Below are 24,828 nucleotides of genomic sequence, written 5' to 3' on the forward strand. Positions count from 1 at the left end.
TCATCCTTGGTGGTCGGTGTGGAGGGTGGAGATCAGGCGGATCTGTTCTTCGTAAGCCTGGGCAAAGTCGCGGGCCAGCAGACGCTCGCTCCAGTCATCGTCCTGACGCAGCGCCTGGTGATAACGGCCGAACGCTCTCCAGCGCCCGCCCGAAGTGGCGATCAACGGCTTGTTGTCGCGCTCGAAACGCAGGGTCAGTTGCTCCGGCGAGAAGTGCTCCAGGGTGCCGCGTACGGCGGCGCGGCTGGCGGTCAGCAGGGCAACTTGATGCGCCTGCAGGTCGCGGAACGCGCGGGAAATGGCTTGCTCGGCCGGCAGATGGCCGGGCTTGCTTGGCTGCAACAGAATCTGCAGGGCTTCGCTCGGATCGACAGCGAATTTCAGCGGGTTCTTGTTGGTGCCTTGCACGGTGGTCTGGGCGAGACGCAGCTCGTTTTTCAACTCGGAACGAGTGCGCAGGCTCTGCTGCAAACCGCCGATGCTTTGGCGCAGCAAGCGCGCAGCGTTCAGCGCCAGGGCTTCGCGTTCGTCGTGGCTGAGGCCTTTGACATCGACGCCCAGCGCCGCACCGAAATGATCCCAGAAACCTTCGCTTTGACGCTCAACGGCTTTCGGCGCCGGAGCGGGCTCAGGTTCGACGGGGGCTGCAATCAGCTCCGGCACCATCAGGCTTTCCATGTCGATGCGCGCGTAGTCGGCGCGTTGACGGGAGTCCTCAGGCTTGGTGTTCGGCGCCAGCAGTTCGTCGATTTCCGAGTACACACGCTCTTGCTGCTCGAGAGCATTGAGCGGGTCGAGATCGAGGAACGCGTCGTCGGGGATGATGCTGCCAGCGGCGCGTGGACGGCCAACTTCACCGTCGAAGGTCGCCGGGTCGCGTACCAGCCGCGCGCGAATTTCGAAGTCACCCAGCACGTAGGTGCTGCCGTGTTCGATGCGCACCGGTTCGCCTTTGTGCAGGCGTGCGCCGCTCTCGCCGTCCTGGACACCGTTGCTGCTGGTGTCGGTGAGGAAGAACGTACCCTCGCGGTAGCTGACAATCGCGTGGTGATTGGACAGGTGACGCTTGCGGTCAGGGATGATCCAGTCGCAGTCCTCGCCCCGCCCGATCACGCCGCCGGCCTGTTTAAAGGTCTTCTGGCACAACTCGGTGGGCACGAACTGCTTGGTGTTCAGCATTTCGAAAACCAATTCCATGTTTGATGCTCCTTGCGGTCACTTGCCGCGATTGACCGCTTGCGGATCACCCAACGGGCGATAGTCGTTGTCGTTGAATTTGTAATTACCGCTACAGCCGCCAAGGCCGCATAGAACGACGAGGGTCAGCAGGACAGCTTGCCAGTGACGAACAGACATCAGAGGGTCTCCAGGTGTAGACAAAGCACAAAGCGCCGACCCTTGCGGGCGGCGCTGAAATTGGTTTTTGCGAGGATTTCGATGACGTTTTGCCTACCCATCGAAATCTCCCAGATTGATGTTCAGCCGGCCGAGCCGATATAGCAGCGTGCGTCGCGGCAGGCCCAGTTCACGGGCGGCGAGGGTCTGGTTGCCGTCGTTCTTGCGCAGGCAATCGAGCAATAAAGTGCGTTCGACCTGCTCCAGACGTTCGCGCAAATTCAGGTGGCTGTTGTCTTCCGGCATCGGCTCCATGCGCAGGGAAAAATGCTCGGCGAGCAACTCGCCGCCTTCGCACAACAGCACCGCGCGCTCGACCAAGGCCTTGAGCTCACGCACGTTGCCGGGAAAGTTGTAGCCAGACAGATGTTCCAACGCCGCACTCGACCAGCGCACCGGATCGCGTTGCAAATACGTGCAGGTCTTCTCGGCGAAGTGCTGGGCCAATTCGAGGATGTCGCCTTCACGCTGACGCAGCGCCGGCAGCTCGATCGGGAATTGCGCGAGACGGTAATACAAGTCCTCGCGGAATTTGCCCTCGCTGACCAGCGTCGACAGATCGCGGTGGGTCGCGGCGATGATGCGCACGTCGATCTTGTGCGTGTCGTTGGAACCCAACGGACGAATCTCGCCTTCCTGCAACACGCGCAAGATCTTCGCTTGCAACGACAGCGGCATGTCGCCGATTTCGTCGAGCAACAGCGTGCCGCCATTGGCCGCATCAAACAGCCCGGCACGGTCGCGATCGGCGCCGGTGAACGCGCCCTTGCGATAGCCGAACAGCTCGCTTTCCAGCAGATTTTCCGGAACCGCCGCGCAGTTCTGCACGATAAACGCCTGGGAACGGCGCGGGCCGCAATCGTGAATCGCCCGCGCCACGACTTCCTTGCCGGTGCCGGTTTCGCCACGCAACAACACGGTGTACGGGCTGTGCAGGACTTTGCTGATCAGCGAATGGGTCTGGCGCATCGCCGCGCTTTTACCGATCAAGCCATAGCCACTGATGCTCGGCACGCTGCGCACAACCGATGCCGACTCTGCCAACGGCTGACGCAAGCGTTGCAGCAAATGCAATTGGCCAAGCACGAACGAGCCGAGCTGGCCAAGGGAATCGGCGAAGCCTTGCAGGTGGGTGCGACGACGGCTGGCGCACAGCAGCAAACCTTCAACAGCTTTGTGCTGATTGACCAGCGGCACGCACAACAGCGACTGCCACGGCGAGGTTGCCGCCGGCAGAAAACTGGTTTCGTGCAGGCTGCCGCTCAAGTCGTCGAGGCACACCACACGGTTCTGGCACAGGGCAAATTGCAACAGTTGTTCACCGTTGTAATCCGCCGGCAGGCTCGCCGCTTCACGCGGTTGCAGGGCGCCGTCGAGGCATTCGGCGTTCATCCCCAGGCACGTGTGGGTGGCGTCGAGCAGATACAGCTGCGTCAGTTCGCAACCGCTCAGCTCGGCCAACCCGCGCACAAAATCACCCAGCAACGCAGCACCGTCCGCCGCCCGCGACAGACTGGCGAACTGCGCCAGCAACGCTTCGGCATAGACCAGTGGCTGCGGCACCTGAGTGAACATCACACCCACCTCAGGCGAACTCGCACGTCACGCTGGACTCGCCGTCGAGCGTGGCATGCACACGCTTGAGGCTTTCACCGGTAGCCATGGCATCGAGCAAGCGGTCAGCCACCAGCGGCAGCACGTGCTGATCGAGCAGATGGTCGATCAGACGCGCACCGCTTTCGCTTTGCGTGCAACGCTCGGACAGGTGATCGACGAGGTTCTGGCACCAGCTGAAATCCAGCTGACGACGATTCAGGCGCTCGCCGAGACGACCGAGTTTGATCTCGATCAGCTCGCGCAATACCGGGCCGCCGACCGGGTAGTAAGGCACCACTTTCATCCGTGCCAGCAGCGCCGGTTTGAAGTGTTTGCTCAGCACTGGGCGGATGGTTTCTTCGAGGACTTCAGCGGTCGGGCGTGCGCCGTTTTCGCAAAGGTCGCTGATGCGGTCGCTGCCGAGGTTCGAGGTCATCAGGATCAACGTGTTGCGGAAGTCGATCTCGCGACCTTCGCCGTCGTTGGCCACGCCTTTGTCGAAGATTTGGTAGAACAGGTTAAGCACGTCCGGGTCAGCCTTTTCGACTTCATCGAGCAGCACCACCGAGTACGGCTTCTGGCGTACGGCTTCGGTGAGCATGCCGCCCTCGCCGTAACCGACGTAGCCCGGTGGCGCGCCGATCAGGCGGGAAACGGTGTGCTTCTCCTGGAATTCGGACATGTTGATGGTGGTGATGAAGCGGTCGCCGCCGTAGAGCAAGTCAGCGAGGGCCAACGCCGTTTCGGTTTTACCGACGCCGCTCGGGCCGACCAGCAGGAACACACCGACCGGCGCGTCAGGCTTGTTCAGGCCGGCAGCGGTGGCGCGCATCGAGCGATCCAGTGCGTGCACGGCCTGTTCCTGACCACGGATGCGCGTGCGCAGGTCGGTGGCGAAACTGGCGACTTTGGCGTTGTGTTCGCGAGCCAGTTGCGCCAATGGCACGCCGGTCCAGGCGCTGATCACTTCGGCAACCAGACGCGGGCACACTTCGAAGCTGACCAGACGCTCCGTGACCTGTGCGGCGGTCAAGGCGCTGTGGGTTTCGTTGAGCTGGGCTTCCAGCGCTTCGACGCTTTGGCCTTCTTCGACTTCGGCGGCAACGGTTTCGATCACGGTGCCTTCGGCGTCTTCTTCAACTGTCACCACTGGCTCGACCGCTGCAGCTTCGCGGGCCTTGGCCAGTTGCTGACGCAGTTCCAACAGGCGCTCGGCCAGTTGCTTCTGTTCAGTCCACAGGGTTTCCAGCGCGACCATTTCGTCTTCGGCTTCGTCGAGACGAGCTTCCAGAGCATCCAGCGCTTCGTGGTCGATCAGCAGACCGGCTTCGGCATCGCGGCGCAGGGCCTGACGCTGACGGCCTCCTTCAGCCAGTTCGCCACGCAGGCGCTCGAGGCTTTCCGGTGCAGCGGCAAGGCTGATGCGTACGCGGGCGCACGCGGTGTCGAGGACGTCGACGGCTTTGTCCGGCAGTTGCCGACCGGCCAGATAACGTGCGGACAATTCCGCCGCCGAGACCACCGCGTCATCACGCAGATAGATGCCGTGGCTCTTCTCGTAAACCTGGGCCAGACCACGGAGGATAGTCACCGCTTCGCTGACGGTCGGTTCGTGCAGTTGCACTGGCTGGAAACGACGGGCCAGCGCCGGGTCTTTCTCGAAGTATTTCTTGTACTCGGCCCAAGTGGTCGCAGCGATGGTGCGCAATTCGCCACGGGCCAGTGCCGGTTTCAGCAGGTTGGCCGCATCAGAACCGCCGGCATTGCCGCCCGCGCCGATCAGGGTGTGGGCTTCGTCGATAAACAGAATGATCGGCTTCGGCGAGGCTTTGACTTCGTCGATCACGCCTTTGAGGCGACGCTCAAACTCACCTTTGACGCTGGCGCCAGCCTGCAGCAAGCCCATGTCCAGCGACAGCAGTTCAACGCCTTTGAGCACTTGCGGCACTTCACCGGCAGCAATGCGCGACGCCAGACCTTCGACGATGGCGGTCTTGCCGACACCGGCCTCACCGACGACGATCGGGTTGTTCTTGCGACGACGGGCGAGGATGTCGACCATCTGGCGGATCGCGCCGTCACGGCACAGCACCGGGTCGAGTTTGCCGTCGCGGGCCTGCTGGGTCAGGTTGTGGGTGAAGCGCTGTAGCAGCGATTCGCCTTGGGCGGCCGGTTTGCCATTGGCCGCCGGTTGCTCTTTCTGCGACAGGGCAAATTCCTTCAGGCGATCGATGTTCAGCTTGGCGAGCAGCGGCTGATAACGGCTGCCGGCGTAGCGCATCGGATTGCGCAGCAGGGCAAGGATCAACGCGGCGTCTTCAACCTGGGTCTGACCCAGTTCGAGGTTGGCCACCAGCAGCGCATCTTGCAGCCACTGCACCAGTTCCGGGGCGAACACCGGGTTGCGCGAAGCGCTGTGTTCGACGCGCGATTGCAGCGCGGCGCTCAGTTCACCGGCGTCGACGTCGGCATCCTGCAGTGCGCGCGACAACAAGCCGTTCGGACGCTCGAGCAGGCCGAGCATCAGGTCTTCGACGAGGATCTTGCTGCCGCCACGGGCCACGCAACGCTCGGCGGAACGTTCCAGATCACGACGGGTTTCGGCGTCCAGCGCCTGGATGAGTTGTTGCAGGTCTACGTTGATCATGGCTCACGTCCTTAATGAATTTTGCTGCCCAGGGTCACCACGCCGTCCGCTTTTTCGCGGCCCAGCCAACTGGTCCAACCGAGGCGACAGGCGTTCTGCTCACCGATGCGCAGTTCGCGGATTTCTTCCTGGCGCAGAACCAGGCGGATGTCGTAATCGAGCGGGTCACGCAAGGTGAACCGCACCAGCGCGCAGAGCGGCTGGTAACCGAAACCGATCGGCAGGAATTCATGGAATCGCTGCCAGTCGAGTTCAGTGATGTGAATGCGGAATTTGCCGCTGCGGTCGCGCACGTGCTCGCCGAGCACAAGGTCTTCACCGAGCAGGCTGTTGGCGCGGCCCAAACGATTGCGCTGCTCTTCGAGAATTTCTACGCGGCGCTCGATGCACTGCTCGATGACCAGGTCTTCGTGCTTGAAGTAGTAACGCAGCACGGCTTCGATCAGCGCCGCCGAGTGCGCGCGCAAGCTGAGCAGGCCGAGGTATGGCAGCAGGCGTTTCCAGTTGAGTTCCTTGGCCTTGCGAATCTCTTCGCCGCCCAGACCGATCAGGGCGAACAGCTGCGAGGAGAACGGGTCAATCGCGCCGCTCTGGAAGCTCGCGCGGTAGCGGTACTTGCGCCAGATCGGCAGCATCAGCCGTTGCAGGCGATGGTGGAACAGATCGAGGAAGTTGCGCGTCGGGTTGCCGTCTTCGCTATCGCCCAAGGCTTGTTCGCCGTAGAACGCCGGCAGCGGCGAACCCGAGCCGACCAGGCCGATCAGGTTGAAACGCATGCGCGCGCGCATCTGCCCGTGTTCTTCGAAAAACTCCACGCGATCGACGTCGCTGCGCGGAAAACCGAGGCTCGGGTTGGCCTGGAACTCCACGTGGTCGTACAGATCGTCTTCGCTCAGGTACGGGTGTGCCTCGCGCAGCCGGTCGATCACCAGCAGCACGGCCTGAAACAGCGAGTACTCGCGTATTACCTTGGTCAGCCCGCTTAAAGCAGGGGCTGCAGGCCCATACGTGGTGTCCATTGGTACACCTCTCCCTGTGTGCTTTTTACGCGCAGCTCATGGAATGAATTGAGACTGGCGTAAAGCGCGAAAAACTCGTTAAGAACCGAAGCGAAAACGAACAGGTCGCCTTCGCCGATATACCCTTCCGGGTCGATGGTCAGTTCGGTGCGCAAACCGCGCACCGGCAACCCACGGTGCAAGCGGTCGACGTGGTGATGCTTGATGTGCTTGAGGCCGCCGAGCAGGCGTTTGCTGACCTTCTCCGCGTGCTGGTCGTAATAGCGCGGCAAGTCGTAGGTTTCGAGAATCACCTTCAACGCATTGACGTCGGCCAGCGACAGATAGTTAAGCGACATGTTGCTGATCAGCTTCCACAGGAAGTCACGGTTCAGCGGTGGCGCGAAGCTCGACGTGGCCGGGGTGATGTTGCGGAAACTGAGGAACTCCGGCGTCTCTTCGCAGGCCATGCAGATGTCGCCAAGCTTGAGCTTGCGCGGCAGGTTCTGGTTGGTGCAGATCAGCTCGATCGACAGGGTTTCGTGGGCTTCGGTGTGGCGGATGCCGAAGCTCAGGTAGGTGTCGAGGCCGTCGTGCAGCAAGGACGAACGCTGGCGAATGCTGTAATGCGGACGGCTGTTGGGCACGTCGAAACTCGGGTCGTGCTCGAAGGATTCGAACGGCACGTATTCCTGATAACCGAGGCCGCCGGGCTTCCAGCCGGTCACGGTTTCGACCGAAAACACACCGCAGTTTTCCAGATCGTATTCCGCTGGCAGCAGCAGGTATTCGTCCTGCTTGCCGTCGAGGCGGATCGGCAGCGCGTCGTGGGCGAACAGGTTGGCAATCGGCGTGCAGAACAGCTTCACGTTATCCAGGGTCGGCCGCATGCGCATGATGCCGCTCTTGCGAATATCGAAGCGCAATTCCAGCCCGCGCATCTGCTTGAGCGTGTCTTCCGGCAGTGCGTTGATGATGTCCAGACCGTTGACGTCGACGAACAGGAACTTGTCCTGAAAGGCGAAGTATTCCTGCAGGTAGCGATAGCCACGGAAGGTGTTCAGCGGATACGGGATCAACGCTTCTTCTTCGGCAAAGCCCACCGGTTTGACCCGATCACCGGGAATCTTGAACGCCATCGGCTTGCCGCTGACGCCATCAATCGGTTTACCGGCGCCGTCGAGCGGGATCAGTTCGATGCCTTCAAGATTGCGCAGCAAGCTCAGGTAGAGCATCTGACTGATATAGCGCTCACCGGCAAAGTGCAGACGCAGTTTGCTCAGTTCCAGCTCACCGAGGTGGCCGTCGGCGCTCATTTCCAGACGCAGGCTGAGCAGCGAGCCGTCGCCCTTCACCGAGTAGTTCAGTGCGGCCAGATCGAGGGGCAACACTTCGGTCGGATAGCAGGTGCGGAAGCGGCAACGCACGTCTTCGATCGGCTTGCTTTCAATCGGCGTATCGCGCTCGACGCGCAACGCCGGCCCGGAACGCTTGAGCGGATCGAACTGCAAAATGCTGAACGCCGGCAGCGGGCGCATGTAGTTCGGCCACAGCAATTGCATCAGCGAATGGCTGAGTTCCGGCAACTCGTCATCAAGCTTCTGGCGCAGCCGCCCAGTCAGAAACGCAAAGCCTTCGAGCAACCGCTCCACGTCCGGATCCCGCCCGGCCTGGCCCAGATACGGCGCCAACGCCGGACTACGCTCGGCGAAACGGCGACCGAGTTGGCGCAGTGCGGTGAGTTCGCTTTGGTAGTAGTGGTTAAACGACACGGGTTACCTGCCTGGTAGTGGAACTCATTTGAAAAAACAGCAGAACGGTTCATGCGGGCTAGGAACTCCCCGCGAGCAATGTCGGCAATGACGCCCGACAGTCATGCTTCAACTTCTCTTTTTGAAAAAAAAAGGCGATCGATTAACTGACCAGCGAATATCGCCGCAAAAGTCAGGACACCACCCATCAATGTGTAAGCCATCGCGCGGACGGGGTAGTGAGGCAAAAAATAGTACAAGATAAGCGCAAGCATAAATGAGACACAGAGGACTTTTAATTTCAGCTTGGGGATAAAAAAAGTTATAGCGTTCATCACCACAAAATACTGAACCATTAGATCCGGCGTCATACCGATGCCGATACCTCTCGATGTCAATCCACCATACACTCCGATATATAAGTCGACACCGTAGTTATGCAGCGGAACGTACAGAGCACACACTATTAGATGCGGAATACAGCCAATTAAGCGACGAGCTTTCATTTATTCCAAGTCCCGTACTGATCCATATCGCCTTGCGAAATTGGATTCATCAATTTCGCATTTGATACTGGCACAAAGGGTGCATCAGTAAGTTCAATTGTGTGCGGGATACCTTTATCGTATACCGTGTCTTTTTTCACAACCAACTTGCAGTTTTCTTTTGCCCACAATATCCCTCGTAATATGATGAAGTTATCGTAGACGTCTTTCGGTCCTCGCTCTGCTCCGGTATAGGCTTTGCCGTCGCCCCAAGTCACACCGGTTTCACCAGCCATCTTTATTGCGAGCTCTACCTGCTTTGTTTCTCGCAGATACTTTCTATAGGTGTTAACCGCAAACGGCACCTGGCCAATGCCATCAGTCCAATAGGGTTTATCCTCCATGAACACCATCAAAAACTCAGCACCGCCCACGGCACGGAATTTCCAGTCACCCGGCATTCCGGAGTGAAACGTGAAGGAAAAGCGGTCAACAATTGCAAAATCGATCAGCTCCTGCCAGGTAACATGTTTATAAGCCGTATTCGACTCTGTTCCGGCCTGCGTTGTTTCTGGATTGATCCAGATAAGTTCTCTGTAATATCTGGCTAACGGTTCGAACCACTGACCCTTTTCTGCGTACAGTTTCTCCGCGGTGATGATTCTGAATGGAGAGTCATCCTTACCCGGTTTCAAAGCGAAGAGAGGCACTCCACTTTTTCGCGTAATAATCCAGGCCAACGGAAGATCAACTGTCTTAGGCTTCGCATCCTTGCTCTCAGTTGTTTCGGCAAGAACTTTAAGTGTAGTCACCTGATCCTGAGTCACAAAGGTGTAAGCGACACCATCGATGTTGATTATGGTCTCCATACCTACTAGTCCGCCGAAATGTATATAGTTACAGGCTCTGCCGTCTTTCCAGTTGAAAAACCACCTGACATGCCTGTTGACGTTGAACCTATTTTCTCAATCCCGCTATCAGAGCGCATGGTGTAGTTTAAATTTTCAACCGTTCTTCCATCTGCGGTTTTGAATTCAAAGACACGATTGAATATTCCAGGGATGATGACCGGTAACGGCGGCACAAACGGCGCCGGCGAATGCGAATTCCCGATAATCACCGTCCCGGATCCAGCCGTAACCTTGTTGCCATGGGTACCCACCGAATCAACCGTCGCGGCAGGTTTGCCGTTGATCAACACAGTGGTCGCCAAACCACCCGACATCGCACCACCACACGCCGAGGCATCGCCTTGGCGGGCGGCCGCGAGGCCGTCGAAGAACACGTCGCCGGAACCGGCGGCGATCGGGTTGGTACCGTGGCCGGGGAGTGGGCAAGCGGTGGGGTCGGATACGCGTGCTGCGGGTTTGCCAGACATCGGGGATCTCCTTAGGTGACCTTCACTTGACCGCTGCCATCCAGGCGCGCGGAAAAACTGACCTGACGCTTGAACCCTTCAACTTCCAGCAGGCCTTCGATGCTGAAGGCGAGGCGAAGTTGATCGTGGTCACGCGGCAGGGAAATGACACGCACGTTGCTCAGGCGCGGCTCGTAGGCTTCGATGAAGTTTTCGATGGCCAGACGGGCCTGACTCAGGGAGTCGTGCAGGCTCAGGCGCATGTCATTGAGATCGGGCAACCCGTAGTCGGCCAGCGTTTGCACGCTGCCGGCCCGGGTGCTGAGCATTTTGGCCAGATGGGCAGCCACTGACGCCATGGCACAAGCCTCAAGGCTGTTGCCCTTGCGTAGTTGCGCGTCGCCGTTGAGGCGTTCGAACAGGCTGCCGTATCCGTCCATGAGTCGCTCTTACTCTTTGTCCAGCTTGCCAACCAGCGACAGGGTGAAATCGGCACCCATGTACTTGAAGTGCGGACGCACGTTCAAGCTCACGCGGTACCAGCCCGGCTCGCCTTCAACGTCGCTGACGATCACTTGCGCAGCGCGCAGCGGACGACGGCCACGGACTTCGGCGCTCGGGTTTTCCTGGTCGGCGACGTACTGACGGATCCACTTGTTCAGTTCCAGCTCGAGGTCGGTACGTTCTTTCCACGAACCGAGTTGCTCGCGCTGCAGCACTTTCAAGTAGTGAGCCAGGCGGTTGACGATCATCATGTACGGCAGTTGGGTGCCGAGCTTGTAGTTCAGCTCTGCCGCCTTGCCTTCTGCGCTGATGCCGAAGAACTTCGGCTTCTGCACCGAGCTGGCGGAGAAGAACGCCGCGTTGTCGGAGCCTTTACGCATGGTCAGGGAGATGAAGCCTTCCTCGGCCAGTTCGTATTCACGACGGTCGGAAACCAGAACTTCAGTAGGAATCTTGGTTTCGATTTCGCCCATGCTTTCGAAATGGTGCAACGGCAGGTCTTCAACCGCGCCACCGCTCTGCGGGCCGATGATGTTCGGGCACCAGCGGAATTTGGCGAAGCTGTCGGTCAGCTTGGTGCCGAACGCGTAAGCGGTGTTGCCCCACAGGTAGTGCTCGTGGCTGTTGGCAACGGTTTCCTTGTACACGAACGATTTGACCGGGTTTTCTTCCGGATCGTACGGGTTACGCAGCAGGAAACGCGGCACGGTCAGGCCAACATAACGGGAGTCTTCCGAGGTACGGAAGCTCTGCCATTTGGCGAATTGCGGGCCTTCGAAGTGGTCTTTCAGATCTTTCAGATCCGGCAGGCCGGTGAAGCTTTCCAGACCGAAGAATTTCGGGCCGGCAGCAGCGATGAACGGCGCGTGCGACATGCACGAAACGCTGGCAACGTACTGCATCAGCTTCACGTCTGGCGAGCTTGGCGACATGTAGTAGTTAGCGATGATCGCGCCCACAGGCTGACCACCGAACTGGCCGTATTCAGCGGTGTAGATGTGCTTGTACAGGCCCGACTGCATGACTTCCGGCGAATCTTCGAAATCGTCCAGCAGGTCTTCTTTGGAGACGTTGAGGATTTCGATCTTGATGTTTTCGCGGAAGTTGGTGCGGTCGACCAGCAACTGCAGACCACGCCACGACGATTCCAGAGCCTGGAAGTCCGGGTGGTGCAGGATTTCGTCCATCTGACGGCTGAGCTTGGCATCGATCTCGGCGATCATGCGGTCAACCATGGCCTTCTTGACCGGCTCACCGTTGTTCTGCGGCTTGAGCAGTTCTTCGATGAACGCCGACACACCGCGCTTGGCGATGTCGTAGGCTTCGTCGTCCGGAGTCAGACGGGTTTCGGCGATGATGCTGTCGAGAATGCTGTACTCGCCGTTGCCGGCGCTCTTCTCTTGTGCTGCGCTAGTGCTCATTGTGTTGGCTTCCTTGGCTGGAGTCTCAGGCGTCCGGGGCTGCGGCGTTCAGGCCCAGCTCACCGAGTACGCGACCGCGGGATTCGTCGTCGGCGAGCACGCCTTCGATCGCTTTACGGAACGCAGGTGCGTTACCCAGCGGGCCTTTGAGGGCCACCAGCGCATCGCGCAGTTCCATCAGTTTTTTCAGCTCAGGCACTTGCTCGACCAGGCTGGCCGGGTTGAAGTCCTTCATCGAATTGACGCGCAGTTGCACAGCCAGCTCGTCGGCCTCGCCATCTTCCTGCAGACGGTTCGGCACGCTCAGCGTCAGACCCAGTTCTTGCTTGGCCAACACTTCGTCGAAGGTCATCTTGTCGATGCTGATCGGCTTGCGATCTTCGATTTTGCGATCGTCCTTGCGGTGGGTGTAGTCACCGATTGCCAGCAGCTTCAGCGGCAGTTCAATCTCTTCCTGAGCACCGCCGGTGGCGGGTTTGAAGGTGACGTTGATGCGTTCCTTGGGGGCTACCGAGCCTTCTTTGGCCATGGCTTTTCTCCTTGCGGTTGTGGCCCTGGGGCCTATTCGAGTACCACTTCGAGGTCGAGGTGGCACAGCCTGCGATAAATCTCTTCCTTGCGTTCACGTACAGCATGGTTCTGCGGCAACAATTCGCAGCAGCTATGCAGTAAATGCAGCACTTCCAATGCAAGATCGGGCTCCCAGGCGTGCAGGCCTGAGTCCTGTAATGTCTGATCGAGGGTTTCCAGCTGGTTCTTGGCCAGTTCGTATTTCTTGGCCATGAAGCACAGGCGCGCGAGGGCGAACTGCCAGAAGAAGCGTTCGCGACCGCCGTGGGCCGACTGCAAGCCTTGCTTGAGCGTCTGCACGGCAGGCTTCAGGCCTTCCTTGCGCAGCAGCGGCAGGACTTCTTCGAGGGCCTTTTCCCAGGCCGGCTGGGTTTCGACGTTTTCGCTTTCGACCTTGCGCGGCGCGCTGGCGCTTTGCAGGTGCGGCATGACGTTGGCGGCGATCCACGCGCGGGTGGACGGATCGGCAAACGGCGCGCCGTCATGGAAGCGCAACTCGACAATGCCGGGCAGCCGTTGAACCAAAAGCGCGAAGTGGATTTCCACTTCGCGCATTGCCAGCTCGGCGTTGAGGTTCTGGAGACACTCCCAGACCATCCTCTGGCCATCGAACCAGAACGGCGCCTTCGCCAGGCTCGCCTCCAGTTCCACCAGCAGGTCGGCGTATTTGCCCTGATCGAAACGGTCCTGATAGAGCTTGAGCTTTTCCAGCGGCAGGCCGCGCAGCACGGTGATCTGCTCGGCGTTGCGCTCCGGCACCGCGTCGATGGTCATCCACAGCAGCGTGCGGTTCAGGCGCAGGGCGCGCAGGTCGGTGGCTTTCTGCTTGAGCCACCAGGCGCACAGCGGGCGGGCGCTTTCCTGTTGGGCGCGCAGGGCTTTGTGCGCGTCTCGTTCGTTATCGATCGGAGCGCCGGGGGTGAGCAACTGGCTCGCCGCCTGCTTGACCTGCGCCACCGCCGCACCGACCACACCGGGAGCCGGCTGGTTGTCGGCCGCGCGCTGGATCATGGTTTTCAGGCGACGGGAGATCGGCAGCAGCAGCGGCGAATCATCGCCCAGGTGCTCAGCACACGCCGCTTCGAGACCGGACAGGTGCTCGGAGAGCTGCCGGAACATCGGCAACTGCTCTTTGATCGCAATGTTTTCGGTGATGACCTGCTCGAGACGCGGCACCAGCCAGCCGATGGCGGCGGCACGGGTGCGGGGTTTGAGCGGGTGAACGTCGGCCCAGTTGTTTTCCGACAGATGGTGCAGTAACCCGAGGCCGGCCAGCAGCCCGGGGAAGGATTCGCGCTGGTACAGCGACCAGGTCAGCCAGGCGCCGACACGCAGATCCTTGGATTGGGTACGCAGCAGATTTTCGCTGTTCTCGCGAATTTTCAGCCAGTCGATCTGCCCGCTTTCGTGCATCGACGAGGCTTTGGCCAGCTCGCTTTCCAGCGCCTCGAATTCGCTCGAAAAACGAACGTCTTCGCCCGCGAAATTCTCTTTGGAAACAGAGACTTTAGCGAGTTCGAGGTAATGGGCGGAAAGTTTGCTTGAGTAGGACATCCATGGCCTTTATTAAGGATTACAGTCAGGCGCCTATTGGAGTAACCGTGGCGCGGGACAGTATCGAAGAGCAGTGATGCGACTCATCCAATTGAGATGTGCTCTTTCAAGTGGGCGCATCGTAATCACTATGATGGCCACTAGCAAGCATCTGATTAAACAACAAGACGAAGTGTTCTTTGTTTGTTGTAGGAGGTTTCCCTATATTCAGTCAGGGAATCCCCGATGCTCTGTTTATATTCGAATACCCTTACAAACCTCCGGGAAAGCTTGATTTAGAGCGATCGTTCCAGCTGCCGTCGATCACCGCAAACCGGGGCAGGCGAGAATGGCGCGGAGCATGACGGGTTTTGAAAAAATCGGATGTAGGATGATTCCGAAAGACTTCGGTGTTGTTTCAACAAATCACCGCGAGACAACCACCAACTCAGAAAGTGCCATCAATATGATGGCTTTTATATATAGAGGATTGATTTAACTGTGAGGCTGATCGATAGCCAACAAATGCAATCAATTACTCGGCCTTTATTAAGGCTGTACGCCCCAATAAATAGGCAGGCATAAAAAATGGGCACCCGACCGCAATCGGTGTGCCCATTTTTTTCTGCGGTTCTCCCCGTTATTCGAGGAGTTCGCCGCAATTAAGGATTAACGCTGTCTTTCAACGACTTGCCTGGCTTGAACGCAACGGTGTTGCTGGCCTTGATTTTGACCGGCTCGCCGGTCTGCGGGTTTTTGCCGGTGCGGGCGCCGCGGTGGCGTTGCAGGAAGGTGCCGAAGCCGACCAGCGTCACGCTGTCCTTGCGGTGCAGAGCGCCGGTGATTTCTTCGAGAACGGCGTTGAGTACGCGGTTGGCCTGTTCTTTGGTCAGATCTGCTTTTTCAGCGATTGCAGCGGCGAGTTCTGGTTTACGCATTAGTGAAGCCCCTTTGACGGTTTTTTGTTGTTATGTCCGTGCTGTTCTCGTTGGAACAGCGCCCAAGGCGCCGCAGGCTCTACTCTGCGGCAGACGGGAGTGAGAATGGCACGCGGATACCGGCGGCGCCAGTCTCCCCGCGACCTTTGTAGGGGCAAAAGCGGGGTGATTCCGACAGAACGACCGGTATTTACGCCAGCAGGGCCGGAAGCTGTTTGTTCAGGGCAAGTTTTTCCATCACCGCGGCGCCGGTCAGCGCGTAGCCGAGCAATTGGCCGTCGGCGCTGTGGCACAGGGCTTTGATGTCGGCGCCCTGCCCTTCTACCGTCCAGACGCCTTCGCTGCCCCGTGGCGGCGGCGAAACCACCAGCGGGCACACCGGGGTTTTCACGGTGATCGGCATCGGCCCGTAGCTCACGGCGGTCGGGTTACCGGCGAGGGTTTGCGCCAGCGCACGCGCACAGCTCATGAGGGGCATCACGTACAGCAGATTCAACCCGTCGACCTCGGCGCAGTCGCCCAAGGCGTAGATATTGGCGTGGGAGGTTTTCAGGTGTCGATCAACCACCACGCCGCGGTTGACCTGTACGCCGGCAGCCGCCGCCAGATCGATACGTGGGCGCAGGCCGATGGCCGAGACCACCACGTCGCAAGGAATGACCTGGCCGTCGGACAGGTGCGCTTCCAGGCCGTCGGCGACTTTTTGCAGGCGGGTCAGCACCGGGCCGAGGTGGAATTTCGCACCGAGGCTTTCCAGCCCGGCCTGCACCGCAGCCGCAGCGGCCGGGTGCAGCAACATCGGCATGACCTGCTCGCAGGGTGCAACCAGTTGCACTTCGTAGCCGCCAAGAATCAGATCGTTGGCAAACTCGCAGCCAATCAGGCCGGCGCCGAGCAGCAACACACGGCGCTTGCCCGCCGCAGCGGCACGGAAACGTGCGTAGTCTTCGAGATCATTGATCGGGAATACCAGATCCGCGCCATCGCCTTCGATGGGCACGCGCACGGTTTCTGCGCCCCAAGCGAGAATCAGGTCACGGTAGGCCACCGCTTCTTCACCGATCCACAGACGCTTGTGGCCGGCATCGATGCCGCTGATGCGCGTATGAGTGCGCACCTCGGCTTTCAACTGCTCGGCCATGGCGCCCGGTTCAGCCATGCTCAGGCCATCGGCGTCCTTGTTCTTGCCGAAACCGGTGGAGAGCATCGGCTTGGAGTAAGAGCGCCCGTCATCGGCGGTGATCAGCAGCAGCGGGGTTTCGCTGTCGAGTTTGCGAAACTCGCGGGCCAGGTTGTAGCCCGCAAGGCCAGTGCCAACGATGACGACAGGTGCGCTCATGCCTTACTCCTTGATTGTGCTTAGTTGATTTCGATCATTTCGAAGTCCATTTTGCCGACGCCACAGTCCGGGCACAGCCAGTCTTCCGGTACGTCTTGCCACAGGGTGCCCGGCGCAATGCCGTCATCCGGCCAGCCGTCGGCTTCGTTGTAGATCAAGCCACAGACGATGCATTGCCACTTTTTCATTCAGGTACTTCCTCAGGGTTCAGGCTTGGTGCCGGCGCGGACGGTCGATGGAGTTGCGCTGCCATCCGGCTCAGGGCGTTTTGTACTGATGGAGCCGGGCAGATGCAAGCCTGTTCGGCGCAATGGCGCCCCGGATCAATCAATAGCGCAGCTCGCCATGGTAAGCTCGCCGCCTCATTTGCGGCCAATAATGACTCATTGTGCAACATTCAAATGCCTGCCCGACCCCGCTCTGGCTGACCCAAAGCCGACTGACGCCCCTCCCCGATTCGTTGACCCTCGATTGGCTGTTCGACGAAGGCTCCCTCACCCGCCGCCTGACCCGGCTGTCCAGCGATGGCTTCAGCGTCACGCCGCTGTTCGAAGGCTGGGACACCCTGCGCGCTGACGAATGTGCCGCGCTGGATCTGGCCGATGGCAGCGAAGGCTGGGTGCGCGAAGTGTATTTGAGCGGCCACGGCGAAGCCTGGGTGTTTGCCCGCAGCGTGGCATCGCGCGAAGCCTTGCAGGGCGACGGTTTGCACATGGATGAGCTGGGCAGCCGCTCGCTGGGCGAATTGCTGTTTTGCGATCAGGCGTTCCAGCGCCGCGCCCTCGAAGTTTGCCACTACCCTGAACAATGGCTGCCACAAGACGCAAAAGCGCCTGAGCTGTGGGGCCGGCGTTCGCGCTTTGATCGTGGCGCGCTGAGCGTCCTGGTTGCGGAAATCTTCCTGCCGAGCCTGTGGAATGCCGCCCGCGCCCATCCGGAGAACTGCTGATGTATCAGAGCCTGCTCAAGTCGCTGAATCGCTTGAACCCGCGTGCCTGGGATTTCATTCAGTTGACGCGGATGGACAAGCCGATCGGCATTTACCTGCTGCTATGGCCGACCCTATGGGCGTTGTGGATTGCCGGCAAGGGCTCGCCGTCGCTGGCCAATGTGGTGATTTTCGTCCTCGGCGTGGTGCTGACCCGCGCCGGCGGCTGCGTGATCAACGACTGGGCTGATCGCAAGGTCGACGGCCACGTCAAGCGCACCGCGCAACGGCCATTGGCTGCGGGCAGAATCAGCTCGAAAGAAGCGCTGGTGTTCTTCGCCCTGTTGATGGGCGTGAGTTTTCTGCTGGTGCTGTGCACCAACGCACCGACCATTTGGCTGTCGCTGGGCGGTTTGGCGCTGGCATTCACGTATCCGTTCATGAAGCGCTACACCTATTACCCGCAAGTGGTGCTGGGCGCGGCGTTCTCGTGGGGCATGCCGATGGCGTTCACGGCCGAGACCGGTGAGTTGCCGGCGGCAGCGTGGCTGCTGTGGATCGCCAACCTGCTGTGGACGGTGGGTTACGACACCTATTACGCGATGACCGATCGCGATGACGATTTGAAGATTGGTGTGAAGTCGACGGCGATTCTCTTCGGCGAGGCGGATCGGGTGATCATCCTGAGCTTGCAGGCGTTGTCGCTGGGGTGCCTGCTGCTGGCGGGGTCGAAATTCGAGTTGGGAATCTGGTTCCATCTTGGCTTGCTGGTGGCTGCTGGCTGTTATGCCTGGGAATTCTGGTACACCCGCGATCGTGACCGCATGCGTTGTTTCAAGGCGTTTTTGCACAACCACTGGGCTGGATTGGCGATTTTCGTCGGGATCGTGCTGGATTACGCATTGCGCTGATCCACACGAACTGTGGGAGCGAGCCTGCTCGCGAAGGCGTCGTGCCAGTCGACAAATAGGTTAACTGACACACCGCTTTCGCGAGCAGGCTCGCTCCCACAGGGGACTTGCGGTTACTTGTGCTCGTGCACCACGTGCCAGACGTCTTTCATCTTGTCGCCCGTCATATCTCCAGGCTTCTCATCCTTGACGAAGGTATACAGCGGCTTGCCGTCGTAGGCGTACTGCATCATGCCGTCATCACGCTTGATAACAGTCCATTTGCCTTCAGCCTTGGCCCCCGCCGGCGCCATCATCGGCGGCCAGTTCTTCGCGCAATCGCCGTTGCACATCGACTTGCCGCCAGCGTCCTTGTCGAACGTATAAACGGTCATGCCTTTGTGATCGACCATCATGCCGTCCTTCATCATGGCCGGCTCCGCGGCCATGGCAAATCCAGGCAGCGTCAGGGCCGCAGCCATCAGCAGTGCTTTGAAAGAAACAGTCATTTGAGTCATGGAAACCTTCTTTTGTGGTTGTCAGGATTCGGACTTAGAGCTTAGTTGAGGATTTGCACAATCGCTGCCGGACTAAAATACTGTCACACGACTGCAATAATTCCGTTATCTAATGCGGCGCAAGACAGTTAAATGACAAGAGGTTTAAGGCATGGTTGGCAGGAGCATTCTGATCGTCGACGACGAAGCGCCCATTCGTGAAATGATCGCCGTTGCGTTGGAAATGGCCGGCTATGACTGCCTCGAGGCAGAGAACTCGCAGCAGGCCCACGCCATCATCGTCGACCGCAAGCCGGACCTGATCCTGCTCGACTGGATGCTGCCCGGCACCTCCGGTATCGAACTGGCCCGTCGCCTGAAGCGCGATGAACTGACCGGGGACATCCCGATCATCATGCTCACCGCCAAGGGCGAAGAGGACAACAAGATCCAGGGTCTGGAAGTCGGCGCCGACGACTACATCACCAAACCGTTTTCCCCGCGTGAACTGGTCGCCCGTCTCAAAGCCGTGCTGCGCCGCGCCGGTCCGACCGACGGCGAAGCGCCGATCGAAGTTGGCGGCCTGCTGCTCGACCCGATCAGCCACCGCGTGACCATCGACGGCAAACCCGCCGAGATGGGCCCGACCGAATACCGTCTGCTGCAATTCTTCATGACCCACCAGGAGCGCGCCTACACCCGTGGCCAGTTGCTGGATCAGGTCTGGGGCGGCAACGTCTACGTTGAAGAACGCACCGTCGACGTGCACATCCGCCGCCTGCGCAAGGCCCTCGGCGACGCCTACGAAAATCTGGTACAAACCGTGCGCGGCACCGGCTACCGGTTTTCCACCAAAGCATAAAAAAACAGCTGCAAGCTTCTAGCTACAAGCGGCAAGTAACAGCGAGCCGCTCTGACTTGCAGCTTGAAACTTGAAGCTGCGGCTAAGGACGCCCCCGTGAATCAAAATTGGCATGGCACCCTGATTCGCCACATGCTGCTGCTGGTCACCGCCTGCCTGGTGATCGGCCTGATCACCGGCTATTACGGCTGGAGCCTCGCGGCGGGTCTGGGGATTTATCTGGGCTGGACGCTCAAGCAATTGCTGCGGCTGCACGAGTGGCTGCGCCAGCACCAACCCGATGAAGCACCGCCCGACGGCTATGGGCTGTGGGGCGAGGTGTTCGACAGCATCTACCACCTGCAACGCCGTGATCAACGCGTACGCGGGCGCCTGCAAGCGGTGATCGACCGGGTGCAGGAATCCACCGCCGCGCTGAAAGACGCGGTGATCATGCTCGACAGTGACGGCAACCTGGAATGGTGGAACCGCGCCGCCGAAACCCTGCTCGGCCTCAAGACCCCGCAGGACAGTGGCCAACCGGTGACCAACCTCGTGCGCCATCCGCGCTTCAAGGAATACTTCGAGCAGGACAGCTACGCCGAGCCGCTGGAAATCCCCTCGCCAACCAACGATCGCGTGCGCATTCAGCTGTACCTGACCCGCTACGGCAACAATGAACACCTGATGCTGGTGCGCGACGTCACGCGTATCCATCAGCTGGAACAGATGCGCAAAGACTTCATCGCCAACGTCTCCCACGAATTGCGCACGCCGCTGACGGTGATCTGCGGCTATCTGGAAACCCTGCTCGACAACGTCGAAGAAGTGAACCCGCGCTGGAGTCGCGCTCTGCAGCAGATGCAACAACAGGGCGGACGCATGCAGACGCTGCTCAACGATTTGTTGTTGCTGGCGAAACTCGAAGCCACCGATTACCCGTCGGACAACCAGCCGGTGCAGGTCGACACCCTGCTGCAATCGATCAAGAGCGATGCGCAGCAATTGTCCGGCGCGAAGAACCAGCGCATCAGCCTCGAAGCCGATGCCAGCCTGTTGCTCAAGGGCAGCGAAGCGGAGTTGCGCAGCGCGTTTTCCAATCTGGTGTTCAACGCGGTGAAGTACACCCCGGCCGAGGGCAACATCCGCATTCGCTGGTGGGGTGACGATCAGGGCGCGCACCTGAGCGTGCAGGATTCCGGGATCGGCATCGACAGCAAACACTTGCCGCGCCTGACCGAACGCTTCTACCGCGTCGACTCCAGCCGCAACTCCAACACTGGCGGCACTGGCCTGGGTCTGGCCATCGTCAAGCACGTGTTGCTGCGCCACCGCGCACGCATGGAGATCAGCAGCGTGCCCGGTCACGGCAGCACGTTCACCTGCCATTTCGCCCCGGCTCAGGTGGCCCAGGCGCGGGCGATCAGCGCCGCTGAGTAATGTCGCACTAGGCAATCGCCAGGTCAGCCGCTACATTGGCTGACTTGTGCCTGCCTTTCAGGCGCGACTTTTCTCTCTTTTGAATCACACGGAACCCGCAAAACTCCATCATGGACCCTTCCCCTGGCTTGTCCCTCGCTACAATTTTCGCCGACTTCGGCATGATCCTTTTCGCTCTGATCCTGGTTTTGCTCAACGGCTTTTTCGTTGCGGCGGAATTCGCCATGGTCAAACTGCGCTCGACCCGGGTCGAGGCCATCGCTGAACAGAACGGCTGGCGCGGACACATCCTGCGCACCGTACACAGTCAACTCGATGCGTACCTCTCGGCCTGTCAGCTAGGTATTACCCTCGCCTCACTTGGCCTCGGCTGGGTCGGTGAGCCGGCGTTCGCACACATCCTCGAACCGCTGCTGAGCGCGGTCGGCGTGCAGTCGCCGGAGATCGTCAAAGGTGTGTCGTTCTTCACCGCGTTCTTCATCATTTCGTACCTGCACATCGTGGTCGGCGAACTGGCCCCGAAATCCTGGGCGATCCGTAAACCCGAGCTGCTGTCGCTGTGGACGGCGGTGCCGCTGTACCTGTTCTACTGGGCGATGTACCCGGCGATCTACTTGCTCAACGCCAGCGCCAACGCGATTCTGCGTATCGCCGGTCAGGGCGAACCCGGCCCGCACCACGAACACCATTACAGCCGCGAAGAACTGAAACTGATCCTGCACTCCAGCCGTGGCCAGGACCCGAGCGATCAGGGCATGCGTGTTTTGGCCTCGGCGGTGGAAATGGGCGAGCTGGAAGTGGTCGACTGGGCCAACTCCCGCGAAGACCTGATCACGCTGGAATTCAACGCACCGCTGAAAGAAATCCTGGCGATGTTCCGTCGCCACAAGTTCAGCCGTTATCCGGTCTACGACAGCGAGCGTCAGGAGTTCGTCGGCCTGCTGCACATCAAGGATCTGCTGCTGGAACTGGCGGCGCTGGACCACATTCCCGAGTCGTTCAACCTGGCTGAACTGACCCGCCCGCTGGAGCGCGTGTCACGGCACATGCCGCTGTCGCAGTTGCTGGAGCAGTTCCGCAAGGGCGGCTCGCACTTCGCCGTGGTCGAGGAGGCTGACGGCAACATCATCGGCTACCTGACCATGGAAGACGTGCTGGAAGTGCTGGTCGGCGACATTCAGGACGAACACCGCAAGGCTGAGCGCGGGATCCTCGCCTATCAGCCGGGCAAGCTCTTGGTGCGTGGTGACACGCCGCTGTTCAAGGTGGAACGCCTGCTGGGCATCGACCTTGATCACATCGAAGCGGAAACCCTCGCCGGGCTGGTTTACGAAACCCTGAAACGGGTGCCGGAAGAGGAAGAAGTGCTGGAAGTCGAAGGCCTGCGGATCATCATCAAGAAGATGAAAGGGCCGAAGATTGTGCTGGCGAAGGTGTTGATGCTGGATTGATGGGCTGATCCGGCACCGCGCCGATTCCTTCGCGAGCAGGCTCGCTCCCACAGTTGAAATGCATTCCAGGGTGGGAGCGAGCCTGCTCGCGAAGGCGTCAGATCAGATACCTCATCACTGTTTGCCCAACGCAAAGTTGGGCAACGCCCCCAGCGGCTGGTTGAACTGATACGGAATCGACACCAACCCATCCCCCGTATTGCGCTGCACAACAAAGTGCAAATGCGGGCCGCTGCTGTTGCCAGTGTTGCCTGACAGCGCCAACGGACTGCCCACTGTCACCCTTTGCCCCTCGCGCACGCTCACCGAACCTTGTTTGAGGTGCAGGTACACGCCCATGGTGCCGTCGTCGTGTAGCACCCGCACGAAATTGCCGGAAGCATCATTACCGCGCCCGCTCTGGGAGTTCTCGGTCTTCACCACCACCCCGGCCCGCGCGGCAATGATCGGCGTGCCGACCGGCATGGCGATGTCCATCGCGTACTTGTTCTTCGGCCCGTAGTGGCTGTATTGGCCGTTGGCGCCCTGACTCAGGCGAAACGGCCCACCGCGCCATGGCAGCGGATAACGATAGCCCTGTGCGGTTCCAGCGGGGTCACCGAGGGAATAGTGAAATTGCGGCGTGTACACCAGCGGCTGCTTGCCGGACACCGCCGTCAGCAATGCCAACCGCGTATTGCTGCGCGCCGGCAGCACCCGGCGGATGGTTTGTGCCGGCGCGCCGCGCACATTGCTCATCCCGGTGAACGCCAGCGCCACCTCGACCGGCGCATACAGATCGTTGCGCACGAAGACCACGTCGGCACCCTTCTGCTTTTTGATGTCGAGGTACACCTGCCGCTCCAGACGCTCGACCATGCGGTCCTGAAAAACGAACACCTGCGCGCCTTTGCTCGGCCGGTCACTGTACGAGACCACGCCGTTGGCATCGGTGGATTTGTAAATGGTCATGGCCACAGCCGAGGTGGAGGCCATGAAGAGACCACAGAAAAACAGCAGGCGCGCGAGCATGGGCAAGAGTCTGTCGAAAGGAAGGCCTGGAAATGAGCCTAGCAGGTGAAGCAGACCAGGCTAGTCGACAGATGTTTCAAATTGGCCAGTCTGGAAAAATGTAAGTCGTAAGTGATGGCCCCTTCGCGAGCAGGCTCGCTCCCACATTTGGAATGCATTCCAGGGTGGGATCGAGCCTGCTCGCGATAGCGGACTGTCAGGCGACGAAGATCACGCGCCCGGAACGAAGTGCTTCTGCGCCGTGCCGCGTGCGATCAGGCGGGAGATGTAGTCGAGCTTCTGAGCGTCCTGATCGACGAAACGGAAGGTCAGTTGCAGCCAGTCGCTGTCCGGTTTCGGCTCGAACGCGACAACCGCGTGCAAGTAACCGTTGAGACGGGCGATTTCGGCGTTGTCGCCCTGCTCCAGATCGAGTACGGCGCTGTCGAGGATCTGCGGCAGGGTGTCGGTGCGTTTCACCACCAACAACGCTTCCTTGATGCTCAGAGCCTTGATCACGCATTGCTGAGTACCGCTTGGCAGGCGCAATTGGCCCTGACCTCGGCCACTGGCCGGTGCCGACGCGGCGGCGGGTGCCTTGACCGGCGGGCTGTTGAGCAGGCCACGGGATGGCGCAGCAGCGGACGCTGGCGCGGCAGCAACCGGTTTGGCAAACGGGTTGACCGCCGCCGCTGCCGGAGCGCCGCCGACCACGGCAGGCTTGCCGCCGGTCAAGGCGCTCAGGGAATCGTTACCGAACGCCGAGTTCATCTTGGTCGGCGCGCTGTTCATCAGGGTGTCGAGTTTGCCGACCTTGTTCAGCGCCTGCTTGACCTTGGTCAGCAGTTGCTCGTTGGTGAACGGCTTGCTGACGTAGCCGGAAACACCGGCCTGAATCGCCTGCACGACGTTTTCCTTGTCGCCACGGCTGGTGACCATGACGAACGGCATGGTCTTGAGGTTGTCTTGCTCGCGGCACCAGGTCAGCAGCTCGAGACCGGACATTTCCGGCATTTCCCAGTCGCACAGGACCAGGTCGAAGGCTTCTCTGGCCAGCATGGCCTGAGCCTTTTTACCGTTGACGGCGTCCTCGGTGCGGATCCCCGGGAAGTAATTACGCAGGCACTTTTTCACCAGGTCACGAATGAACGAAGCATCGTCCACGACCAACACACTGATCTTGCTCATCCAACACCCCTATTAAAATCCCGGCAAGCATAACGCTGGCTGATGGCACATTGCCAAAACTCTTCAGTC

Annotated in this window: 24 protein-coding genes; 5 read left to right on the top strand and 19 right to left on the bottom strand. The window is 59.9% G+C overall.

Features of this window, described 5'->3' with window-relative positions; genetic code table 11:
- The 16 genes from tagH to QOM10_RS28925 all read right to left on the bottom strand — a co-directional run bounded on the left by tagH (position 1) and on the right by QOM10_RS28925 (position 16,722).
- Entirely contained in the window at positions 1 to 1,197 is a 1,197-nt protein-coding gene (gene tagH, locus QOM10_RS28850; protein WP_034152083.1) for a type VI secretion system-associated FHA domain protein TagH, read from the bottom strand.
- Between the two features lie 18 nt (positions 1,198 to 1,215).
- Positions 1,216 to 1,356, bottom strand: a complete 141-nt coding sequence (locus QOM10_RS28855; RefSeq protein ID WP_007920296.1) for a hypothetical protein — start codon at positions 1,354 to 1,356, stop codon at positions 1,216 to 1,218.
- Positions 1,357 to 1,449: 93 nt separating this feature from the next.
- Positions 1,450 to 2,970: a sigma-54 interaction domain-containing protein gene (locus QOM10_RS28860; protein ID WP_127930259.1), complete on the bottom strand. Its 1,521-nt coding sequence runs from the start codon at positions 2,968 to 2,970 to the stop codon at positions 1,450 to 1,452.
- A 10-nt stretch (positions 2,971 to 2,980) separates the two neighbouring features.
- Entirely contained in the window at positions 2,981 to 5,638 is a 2,658-nt protein-coding gene (gene tssH / locus QOM10_RS28865; protein ID WP_316917334.1) for a type VI secretion system ATPase TssH, read from the bottom strand.
- Positions 5,639 to 5,649: 11 nt separating this feature from the next.
- Positions 5,650 to 6,657, bottom strand: a complete 1,008-nt coding sequence (gene tssG / locus QOM10_RS28870; RefSeq protein ID WP_034152087.1) for a type VI secretion system baseplate subunit TssG — start codon at positions 6,655 to 6,657, stop codon at positions 5,650 to 5,652.
- Positions 6,621 to 8,408, bottom strand: a complete 1,788-nt coding sequence (gene tssF, locus QOM10_RS28875; protein WP_122596749.1) for a type VI secretion system baseplate subunit TssF — start codon at positions 8,406 to 8,408, stop codon at positions 6,621 to 6,623. Before tssF ends, tssG begins: the two co-directional genes overlap by 37 nt.
- A gap of 101 nt (positions 8,409 to 8,509) precedes the next feature.
- Positions 8,510 to 8,893 (bottom strand): hypothetical protein, encoded by a 384-nt coding sequence (locus tag QOM10_RS28880; RefSeq protein ID WP_160042368.1) that lies wholly within the window; start codon positions 8,891 to 8,893, stop codon positions 8,510 to 8,512.
- Positions 8,890 to 9,741, bottom strand: a complete 852-nt coding sequence (locus tag QOM10_RS28885; protein WP_316917335.1) for a hypothetical protein — start codon at positions 9,739 to 9,741, stop codon at positions 8,890 to 8,892. Before QOM10_RS28885 ends, QOM10_RS28880 begins: the two co-directional genes overlap by 4 nt.
- Positions 9,742 to 9,746: 5 nt before the next feature.
- Positions 9,747 to 10,250 carry a PAAR domain-containing protein gene (locus QOM10_RS28890; protein WP_122604598.1) on the bottom strand — a complete coding sequence of 168 codons (504 nt, stop codon included), beginning with the start codon at positions 10,248 to 10,250 and terminating at the stop codon, positions 9,747 to 9,749.
- An 11-nt stretch (positions 10,251 to 10,261) separates the two neighbouring features.
- Positions 10,262 to 10,669 (bottom strand): type VI secretion system baseplate subunit TssE, encoded by a 408-nt coding sequence (gene tssE, locus QOM10_RS28895; RefSeq protein WP_007920274.1) that lies wholly within the window; start codon positions 10,667 to 10,669, stop codon positions 10,262 to 10,264.
- Between the two features lie 9 nt (positions 10,670 to 10,678).
- Positions 10,679 to 12,154: a type VI secretion system contractile sheath large subunit gene (gene tssC / locus QOM10_RS28900; protein WP_007920272.1), complete on the bottom strand. Its 1,476-nt coding sequence runs from the start codon at positions 12,152 to 12,154 to the stop codon at positions 10,679 to 10,681.
- Between the two features lie 25 nt (positions 12,155 to 12,179).
- On the bottom strand, positions 12,180 to 12,683 hold the full coding sequence (gene tssB, locus QOM10_RS28905; protein WP_003229587.1) for a type VI secretion system contractile sheath small subunit: 504 nt from the start codon (positions 12,681 to 12,683) through the stop codon (positions 12,180 to 12,182).
- 32 nt (positions 12,684 to 12,715) lie between these two features.
- Positions 12,716 to 14,278, bottom strand: coding sequence for a type VI secretion system protein TssA (tssA, locus tag QOM10_RS28910; protein ID WP_007920270.1), 1,563 nt, complete (start codon positions 14,276 to 14,278; stop codon positions 12,716 to 12,718).
- Positions 14,279 to 14,919: 641 nt separating this feature from the next.
- Positions 14,920 to 15,195 (bottom strand): HU family DNA-binding protein, encoded by a 276-nt coding sequence (locus tag QOM10_RS28915; RefSeq protein WP_003213368.1) that lies wholly within the window; start codon positions 15,193 to 15,195, stop codon positions 14,920 to 14,922.
- Positions 15,196 to 15,385: 190 nt separating this feature from the next.
- Entirely contained in the window at positions 15,386 to 16,534 is a 1,149-nt protein-coding gene (locus QOM10_RS28920; RefSeq protein ID WP_127930261.1) for an NAD(P)/FAD-dependent oxidoreductase, read from the bottom strand.
- A 20-nt stretch (positions 16,535 to 16,554) separates the two neighbouring features.
- The gene (locus QOM10_RS28925) at positions 16,555 to 16,722 is read right to left on the bottom strand and encodes a rubredoxin (RefSeq protein ID WP_003437744.1); all 168 of its coding nucleotides are present in this window, start codon (positions 16,720 to 16,722) and stop codon (positions 16,555 to 16,557) included.
- Positions 16,723 to 16,922: 200 nt separating this feature from the next.
- On the opposite strand from QOM10_RS28925, the gene QOM10_RS28930 reads away from it, so the two are divergent.
- Positions 16,923 to 17,483, top strand: coding sequence for a chorismate--pyruvate lyase family protein (locus tag QOM10_RS28930; RefSeq protein WP_316917336.1), 561 nt, complete (start codon positions 16,923 to 16,925; stop codon positions 17,481 to 17,483).
- The gene (gene ubiA / locus QOM10_RS28935; RefSeq protein WP_127930263.1) at positions 17,483 to 18,373 is read left to right on the top strand and encodes a 4-hydroxybenzoate octaprenyltransferase; all 891 of its coding nucleotides are present in this window, start codon (positions 17,483 to 17,485) and stop codon (positions 18,371 to 18,373) included. The genes QOM10_RS28930 and ubiA overlap by 1 nt, the downstream gene beginning before the upstream one ends.
- A 113-nt stretch (positions 18,374 to 18,486) precedes the next feature.
- On the opposite strand, the gene QOM10_RS28940 is transcribed toward ubiA, so the two are convergent.
- Complete coding sequence (locus QOM10_RS28940) at positions 18,487 to 18,870, bottom strand: hypothetical protein (RefSeq protein WP_160042376.1); 384 nt, start codon at positions 18,868 to 18,870, stop codon at positions 18,487 to 18,489.
- Between the two features lie 151 nt (positions 18,871 to 19,021).
- On the opposite strand from QOM10_RS28940, the gene phoB reads away from it, so the two are divergent.
- The 3 genes from phoB to QOM10_RS28955 all read left to right on the top strand — a co-directional run bounded on the left by phoB (position 19,022) and on the right by QOM10_RS28955 (position 22,581).
- Positions 19,022 to 19,711, top strand: coding sequence for a phosphate regulon transcriptional regulator PhoB (gene phoB, locus QOM10_RS28945; RefSeq protein WP_007896474.1), 690 nt, complete (start codon positions 19,022 to 19,024; stop codon positions 19,709 to 19,711).
- A 132-nt stretch (positions 19,712 to 19,843) separates the two neighbouring features.
- Positions 19,844 to 21,130, top strand: a complete 1,287-nt coding sequence (gene phoR / locus QOM10_RS28950; protein WP_238786360.1) for a phosphate regulon sensor histidine kinase PhoR — start codon at positions 19,844 to 19,846, stop codon at positions 21,128 to 21,130.
- A gap of 110 nt (positions 21,131 to 21,240) precedes the next feature.
- Positions 21,241 to 22,581, top strand: a complete 1,341-nt coding sequence (locus QOM10_RS28955; RefSeq protein WP_095119766.1) for a hemolysin family protein — start codon at positions 21,241 to 21,243, stop codon at positions 22,579 to 22,581.
- Between the two features lie 114 nt (positions 22,582 to 22,695).
- Here the strand turns inward: QOM10_RS28955 and QOM10_RS28960 are convergent, their stop codons facing one another.
- Together QOM10_RS28960 and QOM10_RS28965 are read right to left on the bottom strand one after the other, a co-directional pair.
- Positions 22,696 to 23,592, bottom strand: coding sequence for a peptidoglycan DD-metalloendopeptidase family protein (locus tag QOM10_RS28960; RefSeq protein ID WP_127930266.1), 897 nt, complete (start codon positions 23,590 to 23,592; stop codon positions 22,696 to 22,698).
- A gap of 210 nt (positions 23,593 to 23,802) precedes the next feature.
- Positions 23,803 to 24,759 (bottom strand): response regulator, encoded by a 957-nt coding sequence (locus QOM10_RS28965; protein WP_316917337.1) that lies wholly within the window; start codon positions 24,757 to 24,759, stop codon positions 23,803 to 23,805.
- Between the last annotated feature and the right edge of the window lie 69 nt (positions 24,760 to 24,828).

The organism is Pseudomonas sp. P108 (assembly GCF_032613195.1).
In the GTDB taxonomy this organism is placed as follows: domain Bacteria; phylum Pseudomonadota; class Gammaproteobacteria; order Pseudomonadales; family Pseudomonadaceae; genus Aquipseudomonas.

Coding starts and splice junctions, on each gene's coding strand:
- tssC (WP_007920272.1), bottom strand. CDS start 12,154: ATGAGCACTAGCGCAGCACAAGAGAAGAGCGCCGGCAACGGCGAGTAC.
- QOM10_RS28855 (WP_007920296.1), bottom strand. CDS start 1,356: ATGTCTGTTCGTCACTGGCAAGCTGTCCTGCTGACCCTCGTCGTTCTA.
- phoR (WP_238786360.1), top strand. CDS start 19,844: ATGCTGCTGCTGGTCACCGCCTGCCTGGTGATCGGCCTGATCACCGGC.
- QOM10_RS28860 (WP_127930259.1), bottom strand. CDS start 2,970: ATGTTCACTCAGGTGCCGCAGCCACTGGTCTATGCCGAAGCGTTGCTG.
- phoB (WP_007896474.1), top strand. CDS start 19,022: ATGGTTGGCAGGAGCATTCTGATCGTCGACGACGAAGCGCCCATTCGT.
- tssA (WP_007920270.1), bottom strand. CDS start 14,278: ATGTCCTACTCAAGCAAACTTTCCGCCCATTACCTCGAACTCGCTAAA.
- ubiA (WP_127930263.1), top strand. CDS start 17,483: ATGTATCAGAGCCTGCTCAAGTCGCTGAATCGCTTGAACCCGCGTGCC.
- QOM10_RS28955 (WP_095119766.1), top strand. CDS start 21,241: ATGGACCCTTCCCCTGGCTTGTCCCTCGCTACAATTTTCGCCGACTTC.
- QOM10_RS28885 (WP_316917335.1), bottom strand. CDS start 9,741: ATGGAGACCATAATCAACATCGATGGTGTCGCTTACACCTTTGTGACT.
- QOM10_RS28920 (WP_127930261.1), bottom strand. CDS start 16,534: ATGAGCGCACCTGTCGTCATCGTTGGCACTGGCCTTGCGGGCTACAAC.
- QOM10_RS28915 (WP_003213368.1), bottom strand. CDS start 15,195: ATGCGTAAACCAGAACTCGCCGCTGCAATCGCTGAAAAAGCAGATCTG.
- QOM10_RS28880 (WP_160042368.1), bottom strand. CDS start 8,893: ATGAAAGCTCGTCGCTTAATTGGCTGTATTCCGCATCTAATAGTGTGT.
- QOM10_RS28965 (WP_316917337.1), bottom strand. CDS start 24,759: ATGAGCAAGATCAGTGTGTTGGTCGTGGACGATGCTTCGTTCATTCGT.
- QOM10_RS28940 (WP_160042376.1), bottom strand. CDS start 18,870: ATGACTCAAATGACTGTTTCTTTCAAAGCACTGCTGATGGCTGCGGCC.
- tssB (WP_003229587.1), bottom strand. CDS start 12,683: ATGGCCAAAGAAGGCTCGGTAGCCCCCAAGGAACGCATCAACGTCACC.
- QOM10_RS28960 (WP_127930266.1), bottom strand. CDS start 23,592: ATGCTCGCGCGCCTGCTGTTTTTCTGTGGTCTCTTCATGGCCTCCACC.
- QOM10_RS28890 (WP_122604598.1), bottom strand. CDS start 10,250: ATGTCTGGCAAACCCGCAGCACGCGTATCCGACCCCACCGCTTGCCCA.
- QOM10_RS28925 (WP_003437744.1), bottom strand. CDS start 16,722: ATGAAAAAGTGGCAATGCATCGTCTGTGGCTTGATCTACAACGAAGCC.
- tssE (WP_007920274.1), bottom strand. CDS start 10,669: ATGGACGGATACGGCAGCCTGTTCGAACGCCTCAACGGCGACGCGCAA.
- tssH (WP_316917334.1), bottom strand. CDS start 5,638: ATGATCAACGTAGACCTGCAACAACTCATCCAGGCGCTGGACGCCGAA.
- tssG (WP_034152087.1), bottom strand. CDS start 6,657: ATGGACACCACGTATGGGCCTGCAGCCCCTGCTTTAAGCGGGCTGACC.
- tagH (WP_034152083.1), bottom strand. CDS start 1,197: ATGGAATTGGTTTTCGAAATGCTGAACACCAAGCAGTTCGTGCCCACC.